22 protein-coding genes are annotated in these 21,913 nt (G+C 65.6%); 14 read left to right on the forward strand and 8 right to left on the reverse strand.

Annotation, left to right across the window (positions count from 1 at the left end; translation table 11 throughout):
* The first annotated feature begins 81 nt into the window (after positions 1–81).
* From phoU to DM995_RS08700, 3 genes are all read left to right on the forward strand, one after another.
* Positions 82–792: a phosphate signaling complex protein PhoU gene (gene phoU, locus DM995_RS08690; protein WP_023838589.1), complete on the forward strand. Its 711-nt coding sequence runs from the start codon at positions 82–84 to the stop codon at positions 790–792.
* 31 nt (positions 793–823) lie between these two features.
* Positions 824–1,519 (forward strand): phosphate regulon transcriptional regulator PhoB, encoded by a 696-nt coding sequence (gene phoB, locus DM995_RS08695; protein WP_023838588.1) that lies wholly within the window; start codon positions 824–826, stop codon positions 1,517–1,519.
* Positions 1,520–1,658: 139 nt separating this feature from the next.
* Positions 1,659–2,555 carry an SDR family oxidoreductase gene (locus tag DM995_RS08700; RefSeq protein WP_116970380.1) on the forward strand — a complete coding sequence of 299 codons (897 nt, stop codon included), beginning with the start codon at positions 1,659–1,661 and terminating at the stop codon, positions 2,553–2,555.
* Between the two features lie 62 nt (positions 2,556–2,617).
* On the opposite strand, the gene DM995_RS08705 is transcribed toward DM995_RS08700, so the two are convergent.
* Positions 2,618–2,833 carry an HAD hydrolase family protein gene (locus tag DM995_RS08705; protein ID WP_232824224.1) on the reverse strand — a complete coding sequence of 72 codons (216 nt, stop codon included), beginning with the start codon at positions 2,831–2,833 and terminating at the stop codon, positions 2,618–2,620.
* A gap of 39 nt (positions 2,834–2,872) precedes the next feature.
* Between DM995_RS08705 and miaA the strand changes: the two genes are divergently transcribed.
* The 11 genes from miaA (at position 2,873) to DM995_RS08760 (ending at position 15,400) form a co-directional block, all read left to right on the forward strand.
* Complete coding sequence (miaA, locus tag DM995_RS08710) at positions 2,873–3,838, forward strand: tRNA (adenosine(37)-N6)-dimethylallyltransferase MiaA (protein ID WP_116970381.1); 966 nt, start codon at positions 2,873–2,875, stop codon at positions 3,836–3,838.
* 224 nt (positions 3,839–4,062) lie between these two features.
* Complete coding sequence (ilvB, locus tag DM995_RS08715; protein WP_198669302.1) at positions 4,063–5,811, forward strand: biosynthetic-type acetolactate synthase large subunit; 1,749 nt, start codon at positions 4,063–4,065, stop codon at positions 5,809–5,811.
* A complete protein-coding gene (ilvN, locus tag DM995_RS08720; protein WP_023838583.1) occupies positions 5,811–6,326 on the forward strand; it encodes an acetolactate synthase small subunit in 516 nt (171 codons plus the stop codon). Before ilvB ends, ilvN begins: the two co-directional genes overlap by 1 nt.
* A gap of 124 nt (positions 6,327–6,450) precedes the next feature.
* Positions 6,451–7,470, forward strand: a complete 1,020-nt coding sequence (ilvC, locus tag DM995_RS08725; protein ID WP_116969170.1) for a ketol-acid reductoisomerase — start codon at positions 6,451–6,453, stop codon at positions 7,468–7,470.
* Positions 7,471–7,483: 13 nt separating this feature from the next.
* Positions 7,484–8,617, forward strand: coding sequence for an 8-amino-7-oxononanoate synthase (locus DM995_RS08730; RefSeq protein WP_502696609.1), 1,134 nt, complete (start codon positions 7,484–7,486; stop codon positions 8,615–8,617).
* Positions 8,614–9,231, forward strand: coding sequence for a dethiobiotin synthase (gene bioD / locus DM995_RS08735; RefSeq protein ID WP_116969171.1), 618 nt, complete (start codon positions 8,614–8,616; stop codon positions 9,229–9,231). Before DM995_RS08730 ends, bioD begins: the two co-directional genes overlap by 4 nt.
* Positions 9,228–10,481 carry an adenosylmethionine--8-amino-7-oxononanoate transaminase gene (locus tag DM995_RS08740; protein WP_116969172.1) on the forward strand — a complete coding sequence of 418 codons (1,254 nt, stop codon included), beginning with the start codon at positions 9,228–9,230 and terminating at the stop codon, positions 10,479–10,481. Before bioD ends, DM995_RS08740 begins: the two co-directional genes overlap by 4 nt.
* Before the next feature lie 83 nt (positions 10,482–10,564).
* Complete coding sequence (locus DM995_RS08745; RefSeq protein ID WP_116969173.1) at positions 10,565–11,197, forward strand: YceI family protein; 633 nt, start codon at positions 10,565–10,567, stop codon at positions 11,195–11,197.
* Between the two features lie 435 nt (positions 11,198–11,632).
* Positions 11,633–13,297, forward strand: a complete 1,665-nt coding sequence (leuA, locus tag DM995_RS08750) for a 2-isopropylmalate synthase (RefSeq protein WP_116969174.1) — start codon at positions 11,633–11,635, stop codon at positions 13,295–13,297.
* Positions 13,298–13,426: 129 nt separating this feature from the next.
* Complete coding sequence (locus DM995_RS08755; RefSeq protein ID WP_116969175.1) at positions 13,427–14,401, forward strand: NAD(P)H-dependent flavin oxidoreductase; 975 nt, start codon at positions 13,427–13,429, stop codon at positions 14,399–14,401.
* 147 nt (positions 14,402–14,548) lie between these two features.
* Positions 14,549–15,400, forward strand: a complete 852-nt coding sequence (locus tag DM995_RS08760; RefSeq protein WP_116969176.1) for a pepsin/retropepsin-like aspartic protease family protein — start codon at positions 14,549–14,551, stop codon at positions 15,398–15,400.
* A 3-nt stretch (positions 15,401–15,403) separates the two neighbouring features.
* On the opposite strand, the gene DM995_RS08765 is transcribed toward DM995_RS08760, so the two are convergent.
* From DM995_RS08765 to ccmE, 7 genes are all read right to left on the reverse strand, one after another.
* The gene (locus DM995_RS08765; RefSeq protein ID WP_116969177.1) at positions 15,404–15,703 is read right to left on the reverse strand and encodes a putative quinol monooxygenase; all 300 of its coding nucleotides are present in this window, start codon (positions 15,701–15,703) and stop codon (positions 15,404–15,406) included.
* An 11-nt stretch (positions 15,704–15,714) separates the two neighbouring features.
* Positions 15,715–17,685 (reverse strand): potassium transporter Kup, encoded by a 1,971-nt coding sequence (locus DM995_RS08770; protein ID WP_116970383.1) that lies wholly within the window; start codon positions 17,683–17,685, stop codon positions 15,715–15,717.
* A gap of 138 nt (positions 17,686–17,823) precedes the next feature.
* Positions 17,824–18,525, reverse strand: coding sequence for a tetratricopeptide repeat protein (locus DM995_RS08775; protein WP_116969178.1), 702 nt, complete (start codon positions 18,523–18,525; stop codon positions 17,824–17,826).
* Positions 18,525–18,947: a cytochrome c-type biogenesis protein gene (locus tag DM995_RS08780; RefSeq protein WP_116970384.1), complete on the reverse strand. Its 423-nt coding sequence runs from the start codon at positions 18,945–18,947 to the stop codon at positions 18,525–18,527. Before DM995_RS08780 ends, DM995_RS08775 begins: the two co-directional genes overlap by 1 nt.
* Entirely contained in the window at positions 18,947–19,474 is a 528-nt protein-coding gene (locus DM995_RS08785) for a DsbE family thiol:disulfide interchange protein (RefSeq protein ID WP_116969179.1), read from the reverse strand. Before DM995_RS08785 ends, DM995_RS08780 begins: the two co-directional genes overlap by 1 nt.
* Positions 19,471–21,453 carry a heme lyase CcmF/NrfE family subunit gene (locus tag DM995_RS08790; protein WP_116969180.1) on the reverse strand — a complete coding sequence of 661 codons (1,983 nt, stop codon included), beginning with the start codon at positions 21,451–21,453 and terminating at the stop codon, positions 19,471–19,473. Before DM995_RS08790 ends, DM995_RS08785 begins: the two co-directional genes overlap by 4 nt.
* A complete protein-coding gene (gene ccmE / locus DM995_RS08795; RefSeq protein WP_060977243.1) occupies positions 21,450–21,902 on the reverse strand; it encodes a cytochrome c maturation protein CcmE in 453 nt (150 codons plus the stop codon). Before ccmE ends, DM995_RS08790 begins: the two co-directional genes overlap by 4 nt.
* Positions 21,903–21,913: the final 11 nt, after the last annotated feature.

The raw sequence follows: 21,913 nt of genomic DNA on the forward strand, positions 1-21,913 counted from the left end.
ATGCTTAAGCGACCCGGCTTGGCGCCAAGAGGATAAGGGCGGTCCCGCCAAGCCTGGCATCGCAACGAACGGAATTTCTTGATGAACCATAGCCTGAACGAACACACCCTGAAGGCCTTTGACGGCGACCTCATCACCCTGCGCGGGCTGATCGCGGAGATCGGCGGGCGCGCCGAAAAGGCGGTCGAGGGCGCGATGGCCGCGCTCGCCAACAACGACCACGATCTGGCGCGCCAGGTGGTCGAGGGCGACAAGCGCATCGACGCGCTGGAAGAGCAGATCGACCGGATGGTGATCCAGACGATCGCACTGCGTGCGCCGATGGCCGACGACCTGCGCGAACTCGTTGCCGCGCTGAAGATCTCGGGCGTGGTCGAGCGCATCGGCGATTATGCCAAGAACATCGCCAAGCGCGTGCTGCTGATCGATGCCGAACAGCAGATCGACGCCGCGCGGCTGCTGCCCGCCATGGCTGACGCGACCCGCCAGCTGGTCGACGATGCGTTCACCGCCTTTGCCAAGCGCGATGCGGACCTCGCCGTCGCGGTGTGCGCGCAGGACAAGACCGTCGACGATTTCTACAACAGCATCTTCCGCGCGCTGATCGCGCACATGATCGAAAATCCCGAGCATGTCGGCGCGGGCACGCACCTGCTGTTCATCGCCAAGAATCTCGAACGGATCGGCGACCACGCCACCAATGTGGCCGAAATGGTTTACTTCGCGGTCATGGGCCAGTCGATGAACGAGCGCGAGCGCGGCGATGACGCGCTGGCGCCCGGCAGCGACTGACCGGACCATTTGAAACGAAAGCACGATACCGATGACGACTCCGCATCTGCTGCTGGTTGAAGACGACATGGCCCTGGCCGAATTGGTGTCCTGGCATTTCGACAAACAGGGCTTCCGCGTCAGCCAGACCGCCGATGGCGAGGAGGCGATGCTGATCGCGCGCGAGGAACGGCCCGATATCGTGCTGCTCGACTGGATGATCGAGAATCTGTCGGGCATCGAGGTCTGTCGCCGCCTGCGCCGCGACAACGACACCTCGAACATCCCGATCATCATGATGTCGGCGCGCGGCGAGGAGGAAGACCGGGTGCGCGGGCTGGACATCGGCGCGGACGATTATGTCACCAAGCCCTTCTCCCCCCGCGAGCTGATCGCGCGGGTCAACGCGGTGCTCCGCCGCGTCCGCCCCGCGCTCGCCGGCGAAGCGCTGAGCTTTGCCGATATCGAGATGGACACGGTGGGCTACAAGGTGAAGCGCGCCGGGCAGACCATTCCGCTCGGCCCCACCGAATTCCGCCTGCTGCGCCATTTTCTCGAGCATCCCGGCTGGGTGTTCTCGCGCGAGCGGCTGCTCGACAGCGTCTGGGGGCATGACAGCGATATCGAGATTCGCACCGTCGACGTGCATATCCGGCGTCTGCGCAAGGCGCTCAACGCCAATGGCCAGCCCGATATCATCCGCACCGTGCGCTCTGCCGGTTACGCGCTGGACAGCGAACTGGCCTGATCGCCGTAGCGTCAGCTCCGCTTGACGGACGCGTAAAGTCGAACGCCCATGGCTTGGCGCTTGCCAAGCGCTGCAACATGGCTAAAACCCGCGCCATTCCGCGTGGCAATGCCGCGCATTCAAGAGAGGGATGCTTGCCATGACCGTCAGTTTCAAGGACCGCGTTGCCATCGTCACCGGCGCAGGCGGCGGCCTCGGCCGCGCCTATGCGCTCGAGCTTGCCGCGCGCGGTGCGAAGGTTGTCGTCAACGATCTGGGCGGTGCCCGCGACGGCACCGGCACCTCGGACGCGGCCGAAAAGGTCGTCGAGGAGATCAAGGCCGCGGGCGGCGAAGCCATGGCCAATGGCGGCTCGGTCACCGAATACGAACAGATGGTGGAAATGGTCGCCAAGGCCAAGGAAGCCTGGGGCGGCGTGCACGTGCTCATCAACAATGCCGGTATCCTGCGCGACAAGAGCTTCGCCAAGATGGAGCCCGCCGATTTCGACCTCGTGGTGAAGGTCCACCTCGTCGGTTCGGGCTATTGCACCAAGGCGGTGTGGGAAACGATGCGCGAGCAGAATTACGGCCGCATCCTGATGACCGCCTCGTCGACGGGGCTGTACGGCAATTTCGGCCAGGCGAATTATGGCGCGGCCAAGCTCGGCCTCGCGGGTCTCACCAAGACGCTGTATCTCGAAGGCGCCAAGAACAACATCAAGGTCAACACCCTGGCCCCGGTCGCCGGCACGCGCATGACCGAAGACATCTTCCCGCCCGAAGCCTTTGCCCAGTTCAAGCCCGAGAACGTGGTTCCGGCCGCGCTCTACCTGGTCTCTGACGAGGCGCCGACCAACATGATCATCGGCGCGGGCGCAGGCGCGTTCCACGCGGCCTATGTCACCATGACCCAGGGCGCGGCGCTCCCCGAAGGCGAGCGCACCCCCGAAGGCGTCGCACGCATCTTCGACAAGATCATCGACCGCACCGGCGAAACCGTGCCGCAGTCGGGCAGCGAACAGGCGATGACGATCATGCGCCTGCTGCAGGGCTGATCGTCCGACCTTGGCTTTCGAGAGGGCGCGGCGGGCAATCGTCGCGCCCTTTTTCGTTCGCGCTATTCGCTCCAGTCGCCCCGCGCGATGCCCAGGGTGTGGAGCAGCGCGGTCCAGTCGCCATGCGCGATATGCGCGTCGGCCGCGGCGATCGCGGCGGGCTTGGCGTGATAGGCGACGCCGGTGCCTGCGGCCTTGAGCATCGGGATGTCGTTGGCGCCGTCGCCCAGCGCGATGACCTGGCTCGCTTCCAGCCCCTGGCCCACCGCCTGCTCCATCAGGATCGCCGCCTTGCGCGCGGCGCTATCAGCGTGGCGATGGGCACGAACATTTCCCCCGAGACCGCCGACAACACCCGTCCGGCGCTGGCGCTTATTGCCGGACCCACCGCCAGCGGCAAGAGCGGATTGGCAGTGCGCTATGCGCAATTTCTGCAAGCGCGAGGGCAGCGCGCGGTGATCATCAATGCCGACAGCGCGCAGGTCTATTCGGATCTCGCGATCCTGTCCGCCCGGCCATCCGAAGGCGAGATGGGCGGCATCGAGCACCGGCTGTTCGGCACTATCGACGGAGCCGAAGCCTGTTCCGCCGCGCGCTGGGCGGAGGATGCGCGGGGCGAGATCGCGGCAGCGCATGCCGCAGACGTGTTGCCGATCCTGGTCGGCGGCACCGGCCTGTACCTGCGCACCTTGCTCGACGGCATCGCGCCGGTCCCGCCGATCGATCCCGCGATTCGGCAGGCGGTGCGCGCGCTGCCGGTCGCGGACGCTCACGCTGCACTGCAGATCGAAGACCCCGAGGCCGCCGCCCGGCTGAACGCGGCAGATACCACCCGTGTCGCGCGCGCGCTCGAGGTGGTACGATCGACCGGTCAGACGCTCAAGGCGTGGCAGGCGCGCAAGCAGGGCGGCATCGGCGATGCGGTCAGCCTGGCACCGCTGGTGCTGCTGCCGCCACGCGACTGGCTGTTCGATCGCTGCGACCGCAGGTTTGCCACGATGCTGGATTCGGGCGCGGTAGAGGAGGTTCAGGCGCTGCTGGCACGCGGTCTCGACGCCGATCTGCCAGTGATGCGCGCGATCGGCGTGCCCGAAATTGCCGGGCTGATACGCGGAGAGCTGACGCGCGAGGCTGCGCTGGCCGCAGGTCAGCTTGCCACCCGCCAATATGCCAAGCGGCAATATACCTGGTTCCGCAACCAGCCGCCGGAGGACTGGCAACGGTATACGAAGCCATATTCGAATAGCGATGGACTGGATTTTGATATTTTATTTCGCATTTAGCTGTTGACACGGCATTTTATGTCGCATAGATGAACCTCGTCAGGCGTTGCTGCCAGCGCCCTTCTGACACGTCGCATATTCACCCTGCCCGGCGCGGCCCGTCTGCGCCGGGTGCTTTTTTGCTCAAGGCAGGGATGCGGCACCCCAGGCAGCATATGGTTTTGCAACATCGGCCCAGCTTGTCTAAGCGGGCTGCGGTTTAACGACGAAGTAAGGCTTGCATCATGGCCGAATTGAGCGGCGCGCAGATACTGGTTGAAACGCTGGTCGAACAGGGCGTCGAAGTGATCTTCGGCTATCCCGGCGGCGCGGTACTGCCGATTTACGACGCGATTTTCGGTCATCCCTCGCTGCGCCACATTCTCGTCCGCCACGAACAGGCGGCGGCGCACGCCGCAGAGGGCTATGCCCGCGCCACCGGCAAGCCCGGCGTCGTGCTCGTCACCTCGGGCCCGGGCGCGACCAATGCAGTCACCGGCATCACCGATGCGCTGATGGATTCGATCCCGATGGTCGTCATCACCGGCCAGGTCGCAACCACGCTGATCGGCACCGATGCGTTTCAGGAAGCCGACACGATCGGCATCACCCGCCACTGCACCAAGCACAATTATCTGGTGAAGGACCCCGCGCGGCTCGCCTCGACCGTGCGCGAGGCCTTTCATATCGCGACCCAGGGCCGCCCCGGCCCGGTGCTGATCGACATCCCCAAGGACGTCCAGGTCGCGACCGCCGCGCATGACAGCGATACCCCGGCCCGCCCCAACCTGCGCTATGCCCCGGTCAAGCAGGGTGCGGCCGACGATATCGCCACCGCCGCGCAGATGATTGCCGATGCGACAAGTCCGGTCATCTATTCGGGCGGCGGCGTCATCAATTCGGGACCGGAAGCGACGCAATTGCTGCGCCAGCTTCAGGCGATGACCAATGCGCCGGTCACCTCGACGCTGATGGGCCTGGGCGCCTTCCCGTCCGAGCATCCCGACTGGCTGGGCATGCTGGGCATGCACGGCACCTATGAAGCCAATATGACGATGAACCGCGCCGACCTGATCATCTGCGTCGGCGCGCGCTTCGACGACCGCGTCACCGGCAGGCTCGATGCGTTCGCGCCCAACTCCAAGAAGATTCACATCGATATCGACCGCTCGTCGATCAACAAGACCGTGCGCGTCGATCTCGGCATCATCGGCGATTGCGCCACCGTGCTTCAGCAGATCATCGATCAGCTGGACGCCATCGGCCATGCCCCGCGCGACCTTGCCGAATGGAAGGCGCGGATCGCCGGATGGCGCTCGCGCGACTGCCTGGCCTATCCCGCCAACAAGAGCGAGATCATGCCGCAGCTGGCGATCGAGCGGCTCTATGCGCTGACCAAGGACCAGAGCCCGATCATCTCGACCGAAGTCGGCCAGCACCAGATGTGGGCGGCGCAATATTTCCGCTTCGAGGAGCCCAACAAATGGCTGACCTCGGGCGGGCTCGGCACCATGGGCTATGGCCTGCCCGCGGCGATCGGCGCGCAGCTCGGCTGCCCCGACGCGCTGTGCATCGACATTGCGGGCGAAGCCTCGATCCAGATGAACATCCAGGAGCTGGGCACCGCGACGCAATATCGCCTGCCGGTCAAGATCTTCATCCTCAACAACGAATATATGGGCATGGTGCGCCAGTGGCAGCAGCTGACCTATGAAAGCCGCTATTCGGAAAGCTATTCCGACGCGTTGCCCGATTTCGTCGCGCTCGCCGAGGCCTATGGCTGGAAGGGCATCCGCATTTCGGACGAAAGCGAGCTCGACAGCGGCATCCAGGCGATGATCGATCATCCCGGCCCGGTGATGGTCGACTGCCGCGTCGCCAAGCTCGCCAACTGCCTGCCGATGATCCCTTCGGGCGCGGCGCATACCGACATGATCCTCTACGGCGATGAAGTCGCCGGCACGATGGAAGACGAAGCGAAGGCCCTGGTCTGATGCATATCCGTGAAGCCGCGTCCGAGCGGCACGTCCTGACCGTCACGGTCGATAACGAGGCGGGCATCCTCGCCAAGATCGCGGGCATGTTCACCGCGCGCGGCTACAATATCGAAAGCCTGACGGTGGCCGATATCAGCGAGGACCATGCCACAAGCCGCATCACCATCGTGACGGTGAGCCCGCCCGCGGTGATCGACCAGATCATTGCCCAGCTCGACCGGCTGGTCGCGGTGCACCGCGTCGCCGACCTCACCGAGCTCGGCCCGCATGTCGAGCGCGAGCTGGCGCTCATCAAGGTCGCAGGGATCGGTGAGCACCGTATCGAGGCGCTGCGCCTGGCAGACATCTTCCGTGCGCGCCCGGTCGATACCAGCACCAACAGCTTCGTCTTCGAGATTTCCGGATCGGTCGAGAAGATCAACCAGTTCATCGCGCTGATGCGCGAGGTCGGACTGGTCGAGGTCGCCCGCACCGGCGTGGTCGCCATGACCCGGGGGGCCGTGGCGGGGTAATTCATCAACTACCGGTTTCCCGCGAAGGCGGGAATCCATCTCCGGCGCTATCCGATCTCGCACAGCCCTGGAGATGGGCCCCTGCCTTCGCAGGGGACCAGAATGCTAGAAATGGGGAAAGAACATGCGCGTTTATTATGATTCCGACTGCGATCTGAAGCTGATCGAGGACAAGAAGATCGTCATTGTCGGCTATGGCAGCCAGGGCCATGCCCATGCGCAGAACCTGCGCGACAGCGGCGTCAAGGATGTCGCGATCGCGCTTCGCCCCGGCAGCGCCACTGCCGCCAAGGCCGAAGGCGCGGGCTTCAAGGTGCTCAGCAACGCCGAAGCCGCCGCCTGGGCCGATATCGTCATGATCCTGGCGCCCGACGAGCACCAGGCCGCGATCTATGCCGCCGATTATCACGACAACATGAAGCCCGGCGCGGCGCTGGCCTTCGCGCATGGTCTCAACATCCATTTCGGCCTGATCGAGGCGCGCGAGGACCTCGACGTGATCATGATCGCGCCCAAAGGCCCCGGCCATACCGTGCGCAGCGAATATGTGCGCGGCGGCGGCGTGCCGTGCCTGATTGCGGTCGATCGCGACGTGTCGGGCAATGCGCATGACATCACGCTGGCCTATGCATCGGGCGTCGGCGGCGGCCGCAGCGGCATCATCGAGACCAATTTCCGCGAGGAATGCGAAACCGACCTGTTCGGCGAGCAGGCGGTGCTGTGCGGCGGTCTCACCCATCTGATCCAGGCCGGCTTCGAGACGCTGACCGAAGCAGGGTACGCGCCCGAAATGGCCTATTTCGAGTGCCTGCACGAGGTGAAGCTGATCGTCGACCTGATGTATGAAGGCGGCATCGCCAACATGCGCTATTCGATCAGCAACACCGCCGAATATGGCGACATCACCACCGGCCCGCGCATCATCACCAGCGAGACCAAGGCCGAGATGAAGCGCGTGCTGGAGGACATCCAGCAGGGCCGGTTCGTCAAGAATTTCGTGCTCGACAACCGTGCCGGCCAGCCCGAACTCAAGGCCGCGCGCAAGCTCGCCGCCGCGCACCCGATCGAGAAGACCGGTGCCCAGCTGCGCGCGATGATGCCGTGGATCGGCGCGAACAAGCTGGTGGACAAGGCCAAGAACTGAGACCTTGCCCATCATCGCGTTCTTCGAGGAACAGGCCGCGCAGCTCGATGCCCTGAAACGGGCATCGCGGCTGCGCAGCCTTGCGCCGCGTTCGGGCAAGGACTTCGCCTCGAACGACTATCTGGGGTTGGCGGGGTCCACCCTGCTCCACGACGCCCTGCGCGAGGGCATGGCGCTCGGCCTGCCGGCCGGGTCGGGCGGATCGCGGCTGCTGCGCGGCAACCATCCGGCGCACGAGGCGCTGGAGGCGGAAGCGGCCGCGCATTATGGCAGCGCGTCCGCCTTGTTCGTGGCGACGGGCTTTGCCGCCAATGCCGCGATCTTCGCTACCCTGCCCCAGCGCGGCGACCTGGTGGTCCATGACGCGCTGATCCATGCCTCGGCGCATGACGGCATGAGGCTCGGCCGCGCCGAGACGCGTGCCGCCCTGCATAACGACCCCCAGGCGTTCGAGGACGCCATCACCGCGTGGCGCGGCTCTGGCGGCGCGGGACGCGTATGGATCGCGGTCGAGAGCCTCTACAGCATGGACGGCGACCGCGCCCCACTGGCTGATCTGGCGCAGGTCGCCGCACGGCACGATGCCATCCTGATCATCGACGAAGCGCATGCGACCGGCGTGTTCGGCACCGGCGGGCGCGGCCTTGCCGAGGCTCTGGCCGGCCAGCCCAATGTCATCACCCTGCACACCTGCGGCAAGGCCCTGGGCTGCGAAGGCGCGCTGATCTGCGCCCCCAGGATCGCGATCGATTTCATCATCAACCGCGGCCGCCCCTTCATCTTCTCGACCGCCCCTTCGCCGCTGGTCGCGCATATGGTGCGCAAGGCGATCGGTCTGGTCGCCAGCCATGACGACTGGCGCGAGGACCTGTTCGCGCGGGTGGCCGAAGTGCGCACCCTGCTCGCCCCCAGGCTGGGCGCAACCCCGTCCGACACGCAAATCCTGCCCGTCATCATCGGCGAGGATGCGCGCACCATGCGCATCGCGTCCGCCCTGCAGCGCCAGGGCTTCGACATTCGCGGCATTCGCCCGCCGACCGTGCCGCAGGGGACCGCGCGGCTGCGCATTTCGATTACCCGCAACGTGACAAAGGGTGATATCGGCGCGCTCTCCGAATCACTCGACAGGATCATGATCCCCGCATGAAACCGCGATTCATCGTGACAGGCACCGACACCGGAATCGGCAAGTCGGTGTTCAGTGCTGCGCTGACCCAGGCGCTGTCCGCCCGCTACTGGAAGCCCGTGCAATCGGGCATCGAGGATGAGACCGACACCCAGTTCGTCGAGCGCATGGTGCCCGGCGCCACGCTGCCCGAAGCCTGGCGGCTGGTGAGCCCGCTCTCGCCGCACCGTTCGGCCGAGATCGACGGCGTCACAATCGACACCGAGGCGCTCACCCCTCCGCAAGTCGATGCGCCTCTGGTGATCGAGGGCGCAGGCGGCGCGCTGGTGCCGGTGACGCGATCGGTGCTCTATGCCGATATCTTCGCGCGCTGGCAGATCCCGGTCATCGTCTGCGCGCGCACGGCGCTCGGCACGATCAACCACAGCCTGATGACGATCGAGGTGCTGAAGGCGCGCGGCGTGCCGATCCATGGCATCGCGTTCATCGGCGAGGCGATGCCCGACAGCGAGATGACCATCGCGCAAATGTCGGGCGTCCGCCGCCTTGGCCGGCTCGACTTGCTGCCCGAGATAACCCCCGAGGCCTTGCGCACCGCGTTCGCTGCCGGGTTCGACATCGCCGATTTCGCATGAGCGGCTCCCCCGTCTGGCACCCTTTCACCCAGCATGGGCTGGGCGAGGACATTCCGCTGATCGCGCGGGGGCAAGGCGCGGTGCTGCACGCCGCCGATGGTCGGACATGGATCGACGCGATCTCGAGCTGGTGGGTGACCACGCACGGCCATGCGCATCCGCGCATCATGGCGGCGATCCGCGACCAGGCGGAACGGCTCGACCAGATCATCTTTGCCGGATGGACGCACGAGCCCGCCGAAACGCTGGCGCGAGGGCTGACCGCGGTCATGCCCGAGGCGCTGACGCGCGTGTTCTTCAGCGATTCGGGCTCGACCGCGGTCGAGGTCGCGCTGAAAATGGCGCTGGGCTATTTTCACAACCGGAAGGACCCGCGCCAGGGCATCATCGTGATGGAGCACAGCTATCACGGCGATACCATCGGCGCGATGTCGGTAGGCGCGCGCGGCGTGTTCAACCGGCCTTATGCGCCGCTGCTGTTCGATGTGACTAGCATCCCCTTCCCCGCCGCCGGGGCGGAACAGGCGACGCTCGATGCGCTCGAGGCGGCGTGCCGGGCGGGCGCGGCGGCCTTCATCGTCGAGCCGCTGGTGCTCGGCGCAGGGGGCATGCTGTTCTACCCCCCGCATGTCCTCTCCGAAATGGCCGCGATCTGCGTACGCCATGGCGTGCTGTTCATTGCCGACGAGGTGATGACCGGATGGGGCCGCACCGGGACGCTGCTCGCCTGCGAACAGGCGGGCGTGGTGCCCGACATATTGTGCCTGTCCAAGGGCCTGACCGGCGGCGCGGTACCGCTGGCCGTCACCATGGCGCGCGAGGAGATCTTCATGGCGCACTGGTCTCAGGACCGCGCCGACTGCTTCTTCCACTCGAGCAGCTACACCGCCAACCCGATCGCCTGCGCGGCGGCGGTGGCCAACCTTTCCGTCTGGCGCGACGAGCCGGTGCAGGCGCGGATCGAGGGGCTTGCCGCGATGCAGGCGTCTGAACTTGCCGCCATCGGCTCGCATCCCCAGGTCGCGAGCACCCGCCAGTGCGGCACCATCGCCGCGTTCGATCTTGCCGCCGATACCAGCGGCTATCTGTCCAACTGGGCGGTGCATCTGAACGCCCATGGCAAGGCGCATGGTGTTCTGATCCGGCCGCTCGGCAACACCGTCTATGTCATGCCGCCCTATTGCATCACGGCCGAGCAGCTGGCCCAGGTCTACGCCGTGGTGCGCGCCGGGCTGGAGCGCAAAACGTAAACGCTGCGTTGCGCGGAACAAACATTGACTTGGCGCGCTCGGAGCCACAGTTTCCGGCTTCCTACCCTCCCAAGGAGTTCGTCATGCGCAAGACCCTCGCCATTTTCGCTCTCGCCGCCGCTGTCGCCACCACGCCGCTGATCGGCCAGGGCATGCAGCTTCCCGGCCAGAAGGACGCATCGCGCGTCACCGCCGGTACCTACAAGACCGATCCCGGTCACTCGCTGATCGGCTGGGAAGTCAACCATTTCGGATTCAACGACTATTTCGGCATTTTCGGTGATGTCGCGGGCACGCTGACCATCGATCCTGCCAACCCCAATGCCGCCAAGGTCGATGTGACCATCCCGGTCGCCAAGGTCACCACCGCGAGCGCAGGCCTGACCAGCCACCTGCTTCGCGCCGGCAAGGATGGCGGCAAGCCCGATTTCTTCGGCCCTGCGCCCGCTGATGCGCGCTTCGTGTCGACCAAGGTCGTCGCCAGCGGCATGACCGCCAAGATCACCGGCAACCTGACGCTGAACGGCGTGACCAAGGAAGTGACGCTCGACGCCGAGTTCACCGGCGCGGGCGCGAACCCCTTCAACAAGAAGGAAACCATCGGCTTCGAAGCCGACACCACGATCAAGCGCAGCGATTTTGGCATCGCTTATGGCCTGCCCGTGATCAGCGACGAGGTCGAGCTCGACATCAGCGTGGCATTCGAGAAGCAGTAAGTTCCCCCTTCCGCTCAGCCTGAGCCAGTCGACGGCCCGGCGCCCGCCTTATCCGGGTAGCGGGGCCGTTGCACTTGACCGTCAGCCCCGCGAAGGGGGGGCCCCGCTTCCGCGCTACCCGAGCAAAGCGGGATTCCCGCGTTCGCGGGAATGACGATATCCCCCGCACTGCCTGCACCGGACCTGTACCCGCGAGTGAGCATTTTTTTGTTGCGCAATCTGCCCATTTGACGCAATGACGCTTCCGAAATGAAGCTTGACGCCCTCCTTCTTGGTCTGCGACTTACGCGCCCTTAGGCGCGGCTGACCTTGTGCGCGCCAGAGCGGCGTGCCTCGCGCCTAAGGGCTTTTTCCCCTCCGAACCATCCGCAAAGCCGGTTGCGCTCATGCCCCGGCCTGCCTATCGCACAGCCATTCAGACAGGGCGCTCTCCTCATGCCGATGCTCATCGATCCCTCGCAGAAATACAGGCCGTTCCCGCGCGTCGACCTGCCCAACCGGACCTGGCCCGATGCGGTCATCACCGCGCCGCCGCGCTGGCTTTCCACCGACATGCGCGACGGCAACCAGGCACTCATCGACCCGATGGACGGCGCGAAGAAGCAGCGCTTCTTCGACCTGCTGGTCAAGATCGGCCTCAAGGAGATCGAGGTCGGTTTCCCGTCTGCCGGCGAGACCGAATTCAACTTCATCCGTGGGCTCGTCGATGGCGGAAAGATCCCCGAGGACGTCACCGTGCAGGTGCTCACCCAGTCGCGCCGCGACCTGATCGAGCGCAGCTTCGAAAGCCTGGCCGGCGTCCACCGGGCGATCGTCCACCTGTACAATGCCGTGTCCCCGGCCTGGCGCGAGATCGTGTTCGGGCTCGACCGTGCGGGCGTGAAGGCGATCGCGGTCGAGGGCGCGAACATCCTCAAGGAACAGGCGGCGAAATATCCGCAAACCGACTGGCATTTCGAATATTCGCCCGAAACCTTCTCCACCGCCGAACTCGATTTCAGCCTCGAGGTGTGCGAGGCGGTGATGGAGGTGCTGCAGCCCACGCCGGAAAAGCCGCTGATCCTCAACCTGCCCGCGACGGTCGAAGCCGCGGGACCGCATATCTATGCCGACCAGATCGAATGGATGTGCCGCCATATCAGCAAGCGCGATTGCGTGGTCATCAGCCTGCACCCGCATAACGATCGCGGATCGGGTATTGCGGCGGCCGAACTCGGGCTGATGGCGGGCGCGGACCGGATCGAGGGCTGTCTGTTCGGCAATGGCGAGCGCACCGGCAATGTCGATCTCGTGGCGCTGGGCCTCAACATGTACACGCAGGGGCTGCACCCGGGCCTCGACTTTTCGGACATGGACGAGATCGTCAAGACGGTCGAATATTGCAACCAGCTGAAAGTGCCCGAGCGCCACCCCTATGCGGGCGAACTGGTGTTCACCGCCTTTTCCGGCAGCCATCAGGACGCGATCAAGAAGGGATTTGCCGCGCAGGAAAAGCGCAACGACCAGCTCTGGACGGTGCCCTATCTGCCGCTCGACCCGGCGGACATCGGCCGCAGCTACGAGGCGGTGATCCGCGTCAATTCGCAAAGCGGCAAGGGCGGCGTCGCCTGGGTGCTCGAACAAGATCAGGGGCTCAAGCTGCCCAAACGGCTGCAGGCCGATTTCAGCAAGACCGTGCAGGCGCTCGCCGATGCGAAGAGCGTCGAACTCAGCTCGGCCGATATCTGGCAGGCGTTCCAGCAGCGCTATCACCTCGATGGCACCGGCAAGTACCGGCTGGTCGATTACGAGGAGCGCAAGGCGGGCGCCGACCGGCTGTTCGTCGGGCGCATCCTGGCGAACGGGCAGGAAATCCCGGTCAGCGGGCGCGGCAACGGGCTGATCTCGGGCGTGGTCGACGCGCTGTCCTCGGCGCTCGGCATCGCGATCGACATTGCCGATTATCGCGAGCACGCGATCGGATCGGGCTCCAAGGCGCGCGCGGCGGCCTATGTCGAATGCGCGATCGACGGCCGCTCGCCCTGTTTCGGCGTGGGCGTCGACGAGGATGTCGCGACGGCCTCGATCAAGGCGGTGCTGAGCGCGCTCGAGGAGCTTTGAACAGACTTAAATCCTCCCCCAGACGAGCTGGGGGAGGATTTTGTCGTTTGAAACCCATCCCCAATCAAAACTTAATCGTCCGCTTAATTGCCTCTGGACACCAACAAAACCCAGGTTAATGTCGCCGCCATGACCATGCCATCTCCGCTTTGCGACAATCTGCGCCTGCCCGTCATCGGGTCGCCGCTGTTCATCATTTCCGGCCCGGAGCTCGTCATTGCCCAGTGCAAGGCGGGCGTGATCGGCTCGTTCCCGGCGCTCAACGCGCGGCCGCAGGCGCAGCTCGACGAATGGCTGCACCAGATCACCGAAGAGCTGGCCGAATATAACCGCGCCAATCCGGACAAGCCCGCCGCGCCGTTCGCGGTCAACCAGATCGTCCACAAGTCGAACGACCGGCTCGAAGCCGACCTGATGACCTGCGCCAAGTGGCAGGTACCGATGATCATCACCTCGCTGGGTGCGCGCGAGGATCTGAACAAGGCGGTGCACGACTGGGGCGGCATCACCCTGCACGACGTGATCGACGATCGCTTCGCGCGCAAGGCGATCGAAAAGGGCGCGGACGGCCTGATCCCCGTCGCGGCGGGCGCGGGCGGCCATGCCGGCACCATCTCGCCCTTCGCGCTGATGCAGGAAATCCGCAGCTGGTTCGATGGGCCCATCGCGCTGTCGGGATCGATCGCCTGCGGTGCCTCGATCCTCGCCGCGCAGGCGATGGGCGCGGACTTTGCCTATATCGGCTCCGCCTTCATCGCCACCGAAGAGGCGCGCGCCACCGACGGCTACAAGAACGGTATCGTCGAGGGCCGGGCATCGGACATCGTCTATTCGGACCTGTTCACCGGCGTGTCGGGCAATTACCTGCGCCAGTCGATCGTCAATGCCGGGCTCGATCCCGACAATCTGCCCAAGGGCGATTACAGCACGATGAACTTCGGATCGGGCGGCAATACCGAGGCCAAGGCGTGGCGCGACATCTGGGGCAGCGGCCAGGGCATCGGCGCGGTCGAAAAGGTCGATACCGTGGCCGATATGGTGGCGCGTCTGACCGCGGAATATCAGGCCGCGAAGGCCTCGCTGCTGGCGCGGACGAATTATTGATCGTGCGGCACGGCAGTTCATCTGCCGGTCAGCAATCGCGCTATTAGTGTAGCCCCCGTGGTGTCCCTTCAGCACGGGGGTTTTTACATGCGCATTTCGCACGGTTTCGTCATTCTGGCGGTGGCTTTAGCTGTCCCGGCCCTGGCCATGGCACCACCCGCCCTGCCCGACGAGCTCGTCCTGTCCGGCGACAACATCATCACTGTCACGATCAACGGCCAGCCGCTGCGGCTGGAGGTGCGGCCCGAAGCCGCCGAAGCGCCCACGCTCAACGCCGATGTCGCGGCCAGATTGGGCCTCAAGCCCGGCATGCTCGCGTTTCGCAGCATGGTCGGGCCAGAGAAGGTCAATGGCAACTCGTCGATCCACCGGGTCGATTATGGCGCGGGCGAGAAGAAGCAGCGCATCTTCTGGACCGATCGGCAGAGCTCGACCATCGCCGACGGCACGATCAGCCCTGCCTCGCTGCCGTACAGGAGGGTCACGTTCCGGTTGGGCGAAGCGGGTCCCGGGGCACGCGAGATCAGCCTGCCGCTCGACAATTTCGGCTTTCTCGGCCGGCTGGGTGTCGGCATCACATTGAACCTTGATGGCGAAAAGGTGCGGTTCCAGTTCAGCCTGGCGCGCGACGAGACGCTGGTCAGCGCGCCGACCGGCAACTGGCTGGCGCAGTATCGCGGCGGCAAGTTCACCGGCCAGCCGCGCCAGACGCTGATCTTCTACGGCATCGAGCGCCCAACCCGCGAAATGACGCTGGCCCAGCCCATCGCGCTGGGGCCGCGCCAGCTCCTTACCGCCGATGTGCGCTACAGCGATTATGGCGATGCGAGCGGCATTGCCGCATCCGACGAAGCTAGGGCGGATTCGGACGAGATCGTCGTCGTGGGCGACAAGAAACGCGATGTCGATCTGCGCATCGTCGCCGGGCGCGCGTTCCTGAAAGGCTGCGCCAGCCTGACCTATGACATGCAGAAGCGGACGCTGGGCCTGCGCTGCTGATGCTCAGAGCGGCCGCGCGCCCGTCACTTCATAGGCCGTGATCGTGCGGTCATGAATGCCGTGCGCGGCGCTGGCGGCGCGCCATTCGGCCATGTGCGCGCTCGCCGCGTGCGCCTTCAGCACATCTTCGCTTTCCCAGCTCTCGCTGACCCGGATCAGGCCGGGTTCGACCACGTCTTCGGAAAAGGCATAATGGCCGCAGCCCGGCTCTGCCCGGCTCAGCTCGATCATCTTCGCCATCGCCGGCCTGACCGCTTCGATCTGGTCGAGCGGAAAGCGATAGAAGCCGGCGATGACGATCATGCGCGTGCCTTTCAGATCTCGAGCTGGCTGCCCAGTTCCACCACGCGGTTCGAAGGCAGGTTGAAGAATTCCATCGGGCTCGCCGAATTGCGCAGCATCCAGGCGAAGATCTTCTCGCGCCAGATCGGCATGCCGGGCCGTTCGGCGGTGAGCAGCGTCTGGCGCGACAGGAAGAAGCTGGTCTGCAGCATCTCGAACTTGCCGCCGCACAGCTCCTTCACGTCCTTGAGCGCGGCTGGAACGTCGGTCGACTGCATGAAGCCGTAGCGCAGCACCATGCGGTAGAAACCATGGCCCAGGTCCTCGACGTGGAAGCGGTTGGCGTCGGTGACATAGGGCACTTCCATGATCTGCACGGTCAGGATGACCACGCGCTCGTGGATGACCTTGTTGTGCTTCATGTTGTGCAGTAGCGCGGTGGGCACGCCGGTGGTCGCCGAAGCCATGAAGATGGCGGTGCCCTTGACGCGGGTGGCCGAGCCTTGCGCGGACTTGACGAACACCTCGATCGGCAGCGCGCTTTCGATCATCGTCTCGCGCATCAGCTTGCGCCCGCGCGCCCAGGTGGTGAGCAGCGTGAAGGTGACCGCGCCGATCACCAGCGGGAACCAGCCGCCATCGGGAATCTTGGTCGCGTTGGCGAGGAAATAGGCGCCATCGACGACCACGAAGGTGACGATGATCGGGATCGCCATCCACAGCTTCCATTTCCACATCGCGATCAGCAGCACCGCCATCAGGCAGGTGTCGATCAGCATCGCACCCGTCACCGCGATGCCATAGGCGGCAGCGAGGTTGCTCGAGCTCTGGAAGCTCAGCACCAGCAGGATCACCGCGATCATCAGCACCCAGTTGATCAGCGGGATATAGATCTGGCCGCTTTCCGACGCGCTGGTGTGCTTGATCGACAGACGCGGGATATAGCCGAGCTGGATCGCCTGGTGGGTGATCGAGAACGCGCCCGAGATCACCGCCTGGCTGGCGATGAAGGTCGCGCCGGTCGCGAGCAGCACCAGCGGCAGGCGCAGCACATCGGGCGCGAGCAGGAAGAACGGGTTCCTGATCGTCTCGGCCGCAACCTCGGGCGACATGCCGATGATCATCGCGCCCTGGCCGAAATAGTTGATCAGCAGCGCAGGCATGACGAAACCGAACCAGGAGAGGCGCAACGGCCCGCGTCCGAAATGCCCCATGTCCGAATAGAGCGCCTCCGCCCCCGTCACCGCGAGCACGACCGAGCCGAGCGCCAGAAACGCGAACCAGCCATCGTTGAGGAAGAAGCGCACCGCATACCAGGGGTTCAGCGCGAGCAGGATCTGCGGGTTGAACACGATCTGGTAGATGCCCAGGACCGCAATCGTGCCGAAATACAGCACCATGATCGGTGCGAACAAGGTCCCGATCCGGGCGGTGCCGCGCGACTGGATGAAGAACAGGAAGACCAGCAGCCCGACCGCGATCGGCACGACCAGCGGCTGCAGCCCCGGATTGACCACGGTCAGCCCCTCGACCGCGGACAGCACCGAGATCGCAGGCGTGATCATGCTGTCGCCATAGAAAAGCGCCGTGGCGAAGACGCCGAGCAGGATCAGCAGCCAGCCATAGCTGGTCCGCCCGATGCTGCGCGAGATCAGCGCGACGAGGGCAAGACTTCCGCCCTGCCCCTTGTTGTCGGCCCGCATCAGGATGCTGACATATTGCACGCCGACGACCAGCGTCATCGACCAGAAGATCAGGCTGACGACGCCGAAGATATGCTCGGCATCGGGCGTGAGCGGATGGTGCCCGGCAAAGGTCTCGCGAAAGGCGTAGATCGGGCTGGTGCCGATATCGCCGAACACGATGCCGATCGCCCCGAATGCCAGCGCCGCGACCGAACTGCTCTTGGCATGATCGTGACCATCGGGGGGAGGAACCTGAGCGCCGCCTGAGACAGCACCAGCAGGCTGCGCCGACGGCGCGTCAGAGGGTGAATCGCTCATCATCGGGCAATATGCGGGCGCTGCAGACCTTGCGATCGAACAGCGCTCATCGTCCCCTTTCGCCTATCGCCCATCAGGGCAATGGCTGGCGGATTAGCATGGCGCATGATGCAGTGCAATATAATCGCAATAGAGCGATTATTGAGCGTTTTCAACAGGTTGAGAGGGTTCTGCGGCAGGCGGGACCGATCCGGGCATGCCGGGCGCCGGTGCGCCGGACTGCTGGGCGATCAATGCGTCGATCCGGGCGAGTCGGCTGGTCAGGTCTTCGCGCCACTCGGCATCGGGCGGCGAGCGCTCGAGAAGCTCGGCCCAGATGCCGCGCGCCTGCTGCAACTGGCCCGAAGTCGCGAGCGCCAGGCCGAGGAAGAACGGCGGTGCCGGATGATCGGGCGAGAGCGTCGCGGCCTTCTGATAGGCATATTGTGACGCCGGCGTGAGCAGGCCGTTGCTGTGCCCGACCAGCGCATTGCCGAGCGCCACCCACAGGTCCGGATCGTCCGGGAAGGTCTCGAGCCCCTTGCTGAGCGCGGTCGCGGCGGTGGCGAACTTGCCCTGGCGGCTCTGTGCATCGGCAAGCACCAGCCAGGCACGGGCATCGCCGAAATTGCCGCCCATCTCGTCGCGCTGCTTGGCCAGGTCCTCGTCGAACATGCCGAGCTTCTCGACCGGTTCCTTGGGCGATCCGGCGAGCGAGGGCTGGCCCTGCCAGGCATAGCCCGCAATGCCGACGAACAATGCCGCTCCGGCGAGTTCCCACGCCTTGCGCGGCATCTTGCCCAGCCAGATCAGCCCCGCCATGATCAGCAGCGCGAGCAGTCCCACGACGATCCAGGCCATCAGCTCTTGCCTCCTTGCGCCTTGGCGCGGGTGAAACGCTTGCGCACGATGACCGCCGCGAGCAGCAGCAGCACGACCGGCGCGGCGAACAGCGGCCAGGTCATCGCCGTGACGCGCGGCTCATAGGACACCCAGTCGCCATAGCGTTCGATCAGCCAGGCGCGGATCGCCTCGGGGTCCTCGCCGCGGGCGATGCGCTGGCGCACCTGGTTGCGCATGTCGCCGGCCATCGGGGCGTCGGAATCGGCAATCGACTGGCTCTGACAGGTCAGACAGCGCAGCGTCATCATCAGATCCTGCGCGGCCTTTTCCTTCGCCGGATCCTCGAGCTGCTTGTAGGCATAAGGCGCGGGCGGGAGCGAGTCCTGCGCGGATGCGGGGATCGCGAGCGCGAGCGACAAGAAGAGCACAAACGCGCGGATCACTGCGCTTCCTTCAGCTTCTGCAGGATCATGGGCACCTGATCGGCGCGGATTTCTCCGATATGCTGATAGGTGATGATGCCCTTGCCATTGATCACGAAGGTCTCGGGCACGCCCGAGGAGCCGAGATCGAACTGGATCTTGCTGACATCGTCGCGCCCGATCCGCGTATAGGGATTGCCGTTGCGCGCCAGGAACGCCTGCACGTCCGCGGTCCGATCGCGAATGGCGACGCCGTCGATCTCCACGCCCGCCCTGGCGAGCTCAGCCAGCACCGGCGCTTCGGCGATGCACGGCACGCACCAGCTGGCGAACACGTTGAGCAGCTTGGGCTTGCCCGTGGTGAAATCGGCCTTGGCCAGCGCCGGACGGTCGGGCACCGCCTGGGGCAGGTCGAACTCGGGCAGCGGCTTGCCGATCATCTGCGAGGCGATGGTGCGGTCGCCGGGCGCGATCAGCCCCGATGCGAACACCGCGAACAGCAGGCCGAACAGGGCCAGCGGCAACCAGATCGCCCAATGTTTCATGCGAGCGCTTCCTGGCCTCCGGCGGCAGGCTTGGACGCTGCAGGTTCGGAAATCGGCTCGAGCTCGGGCTCGCCCTTGCGGCGCAGATCGCGCACGGTGCGGCCGACCAGCGACAAGATACCGCCCAGCCCGACCAGCAGGCCGCCATACCAGATTAGCGGCACGAACGGCTTCCACCACAGGCGCAGCTGCCAGCGGCCGTCCTCGCCCTCTTCGCCCAGCACGGCATAAAGCTGGCCGTTCCAGCGCGTGAGCAACGCCGCCTCGCTGGTCGCGGTGGGCGGCGAGGCGAACATGCGCGCCTGGGGGTTGAGCACGGTCTGGACATTGCTGTCGCCATAGCGCGCGACCAGACGCGCCTCGAGCGCGGTCCAGTTGGCACCCGCGATCGGCTTGACGCCCTGCAGTTCGACGGTCCAGGGACCAACGGTGTGGCTCTGCCCGATCTCGCTCGCCACGAGCTTTTCGGTGTTGAACGCGCTTTCGGACGCCATGCCGGCGAGCGCGACCGCGATGCCGAGATGCGCGATGACCATGCCCCAGACATGCGCCGGCGTACGGCGCAGGTTGCGCTTCCACAGCGGCAGCACGCTCGCCACGGCAAGGCCAGCGGCAAAGACCAGGCCGAGCAGCGGCAGCACGCCGATCTCGCCGCCGAACACCACCACCAGCGCCAGCGTGGCGGCGGCGACCAGCGCGGGCGCAGCGAGCAGGTTGGCGAGCTTGCGCCCGTTATCCTGCCGCCAGCGCATCAGCGGACCCGCCGCCATGATCACCAGCATCGGGAAGACGAAGATCGCGCTCACCGGGTTGAAATAGGGCGGGCCGACCGAAACCTTGGTGCCGAACGCCTCGGTGACCAGCGGATAGAGCGTGCCCATCAGCACGATGCCGAGCACGCCGACCAGCAGCACGTTGTTCATCACCAGCGAGCCCTCGCGGCTGAACAGGTGGAATTTCGCGCCCTCGGTGACGGTCGAGGCGCGCAGCCCGAACAGGGCGAGCGCGCCGCCGATATAGATGGCGAGCAGGGTGAGGATGAAGCTGCCGCGCTCGGGATCGACCGCAAAGGCGTGCACGCTCGTCAGGATGCCCGAACGCACCAGGAAGGTGCCGACCATCGACATCGAGAAGGCGACCACCGCGAGCATCACCGTCCAGGCCTTGAGCGCATTGCGCGTCGCCAGCACGCTCACCGAATGGAGCAAAGCGGTCGCGGCGAGCCAGGGCATCAGCGAGGCATTCTCGACCGGGTCCCAGAACCACCAGCCGCCCCAGCCGAGCTCGTAATAGGCCCACCACGAGCCGGCGGTGATGCCGAGCGTCAGGAAGATCCACGCGCCCATCACCCAGGGCCGCATCGCGCGGGCGAAGGCGGGCCCGACATCGCGCGTGATCAGCGCGCCGACCGCGAAGGAAAAGGCGATCGAGAGCCCGACATAGCCGATATACAGCGTCGGCGGATGGAAGGCGAGGCCCGGGTCCTGCAGCAGCGGGTTGAGCCCATTGCCCTCGACCGGCGCGGGATTGAGCCGTTCGAACGGGTTCGACGAGAACAGCATGAACGCATAGAAGCCCAGGCTCACGAATGCCTGGCCCGCCAGCGTCGCGACCATCGTGCGTTCGTTGAGCCGCCGTTCGAGCAGCGCGACGAAGCCGCCCGCCAGCCCCATCACGGTGACCCAGAGCAGCATCGAGCCCTCGTGATTGCCCCAGGCCCCAGCGATCTTGTAGATCAGCGGCTTCAGGCTGTGGCTGTTCGCCGCGACCAGCTTGACCGACAGGTCGGTGCGCAGGAACAGCACGATCAGCAGCGCAAAAGCGACCGCCACGAGCAGCCCCTGCACCACCGCGATCGGGCGGACAGCGCGCAGGAATTCGGCGCCGCGCGCGGTCAGCGCATAGCTGCCCAGGCCCAGCTGCAGGACCGCGAGCGCGGCGGCGAGCCACAGGATCGCAAGCGCGATTTCGGCAATCATGGCTGCTGCACCGTCCCGCCGAGCTTCTTGACATCGGCCTTGGTCATGTCGCGCATCTCGCGCGGCACGTAATTCTCGTCATGCTTGGCGAGGAGGTTGTCGGCGACGAACTGGCCCGAGGCGTTCATCCGCCCCTCGGCGACGACTCCCGACCCCTCGACGAACAGGTCGGGGGTGATTCCGGTAAAGCGCACCGGCACGGTGCCCTTGCCGTCCTCGACGATGAAATCGATCGTCACGCCATCGGCCTGCTTCTTGATCGAGCCTTTCTGCACCATGCCGCCCAGCCGGATCGCCTGGCCCGGCTCGACACCCTTTTCGGCAATGTCGCCGGGCGTGTAGAAATAGCTCGCCTGGTCGCGCAGCGCATAGGCCGCGATCAGCCCGGCGGCGACAAGGCCGACCAGGGCAATACAGATCAGGACGAGACGCTGGTGCTTGGCTTTCATGGGGTGCGTGT

It is taken from the genome of Blastomonas sp. UPD001, assembly GCF_003426715.1.
Lineage (GTDB): Bacteria > Pseudomonadota > Alphaproteobacteria > Sphingomonadales > Sphingomonadaceae > Blastomonas.

Excerpts from the sequence above, each read along its gene's own strand:
- DM995_RS08775 (WP_116969178.1), bottom strand. The coding sequence starts at position 18,525 with ATGGCCTGGATCGTCGTGGGACTGCTCGCGCTGCTGATCATGGCGGGG.
- DM995_RS08700 (WP_116970380.1), top strand. The coding sequence starts at position 1,659 with ATGACCGTCAGTTTCAAGGACCGCGTTGCCATCGTCACCGGCGCAGGC.
- DM995_RS08705 (WP_232824224.1), bottom strand. The coding sequence starts at position 2,833 with ATGGAGCAGGCGGTGGGCCAGGGGCTGGAAGCGAGCCAGGTCATCGCG.
- leuA (WP_116969174.1), top strand. The coding sequence starts at position 11,633 with ATGCCGATGCTCATCGATCCCTCGCAGAAATACAGGCCGTTCCCGCGC.
- phoU (WP_023838589.1), top strand. The coding sequence starts at position 82 with ATGAACCATAGCCTGAACGAACACACCCTGAAGGCCTTTGACGGCGAC.
- DM995_RS08770 (WP_116970383.1), bottom strand. The coding sequence starts at position 17,685 with ATGAGCGATTCACCCTCTGACGCGCCGTCGGCGCAGCCTGCTGGTGCT.
- phoB (WP_023838588.1), top strand. The coding sequence starts at position 824 with ATGACGACTCCGCATCTGCTGCTGGTTGAAGACGACATGGCCCTGGCC.
- ccmE (WP_060977243.1), bottom strand. The coding sequence starts at position 21,902 with ATGAAAGCCAAGCACCAGCGTCTCGTCCTGATCTGTATTGCCCTGGTC.
- DM995_RS08785 (WP_116969179.1), bottom strand. The coding sequence starts at position 19,474 with ATGAAACATTGGGCGATCTGGTTGCCGCTGGCCCTGTTCGGCCTGCTG.
- bioD (WP_116969171.1), top strand. The coding sequence starts at position 8,614 with ATGAAACCGCGATTCATCGTGACAGGCACCGACACCGGAATCGGCAAG.
- ilvN (WP_023838583.1), top strand. The coding sequence starts at position 5,811 with ATGCATATCCGTGAAGCCGCGTCCGAGCGGCACGTCCTGACCGTCACG.
- DM995_RS08745 (WP_116969173.1), top strand. The coding sequence starts at position 10,565 with ATGCGCAAGACCCTCGCCATTTTCGCTCTCGCCGCCGCTGTCGCCACC.
- DM995_RS08765 (WP_116969177.1), bottom strand. The coding sequence starts at position 15,703 with ATGATCGTCATCGCCGGCTTCTATCGCTTTCCGCTCGACCAGATCGAA.
- DM995_RS08790 (WP_116969180.1), bottom strand. The coding sequence starts at position 21,453 with ATGATTGCCGAAATCGCGCTTGCGATCCTGTGGCTCGCCGCCGCGCTC.
- DM995_RS08740 (WP_116969172.1), top strand. The coding sequence starts at position 9,228 with ATGAGCGGCTCCCCCGTCTGGCACCCTTTCACCCAGCATGGGCTGGGC.
- ilvC (WP_116969170.1), top strand. The coding sequence starts at position 6,451 with ATGCGCGTTTATTATGATTCCGACTGCGATCTGAAGCTGATCGAGGAC.
- miaA (WP_116970381.1), top strand. The coding sequence starts at position 2,873 with ATGGGCACGAACATTTCCCCCGAGACCGCCGACAACACCCGTCCGGCG.
- DM995_RS08755 (WP_116969175.1), top strand. The coding sequence starts at position 13,427 with ATGACCATGCCATCTCCGCTTTGCGACAATCTGCGCCTGCCCGTCATC.
- DM995_RS08760 (WP_116969176.1), top strand. The coding sequence starts at position 14,549 with ATGGCACCACCCGCCCTGCCCGACGAGCTCGTCCTGTCCGGCGACAAC.
- ilvB (WP_198669302.1), top strand. The coding sequence starts at position 4,063 with ATGGCCGAATTGAGCGGCGCGCAGATACTGGTTGAAACGCTGGTCGAA.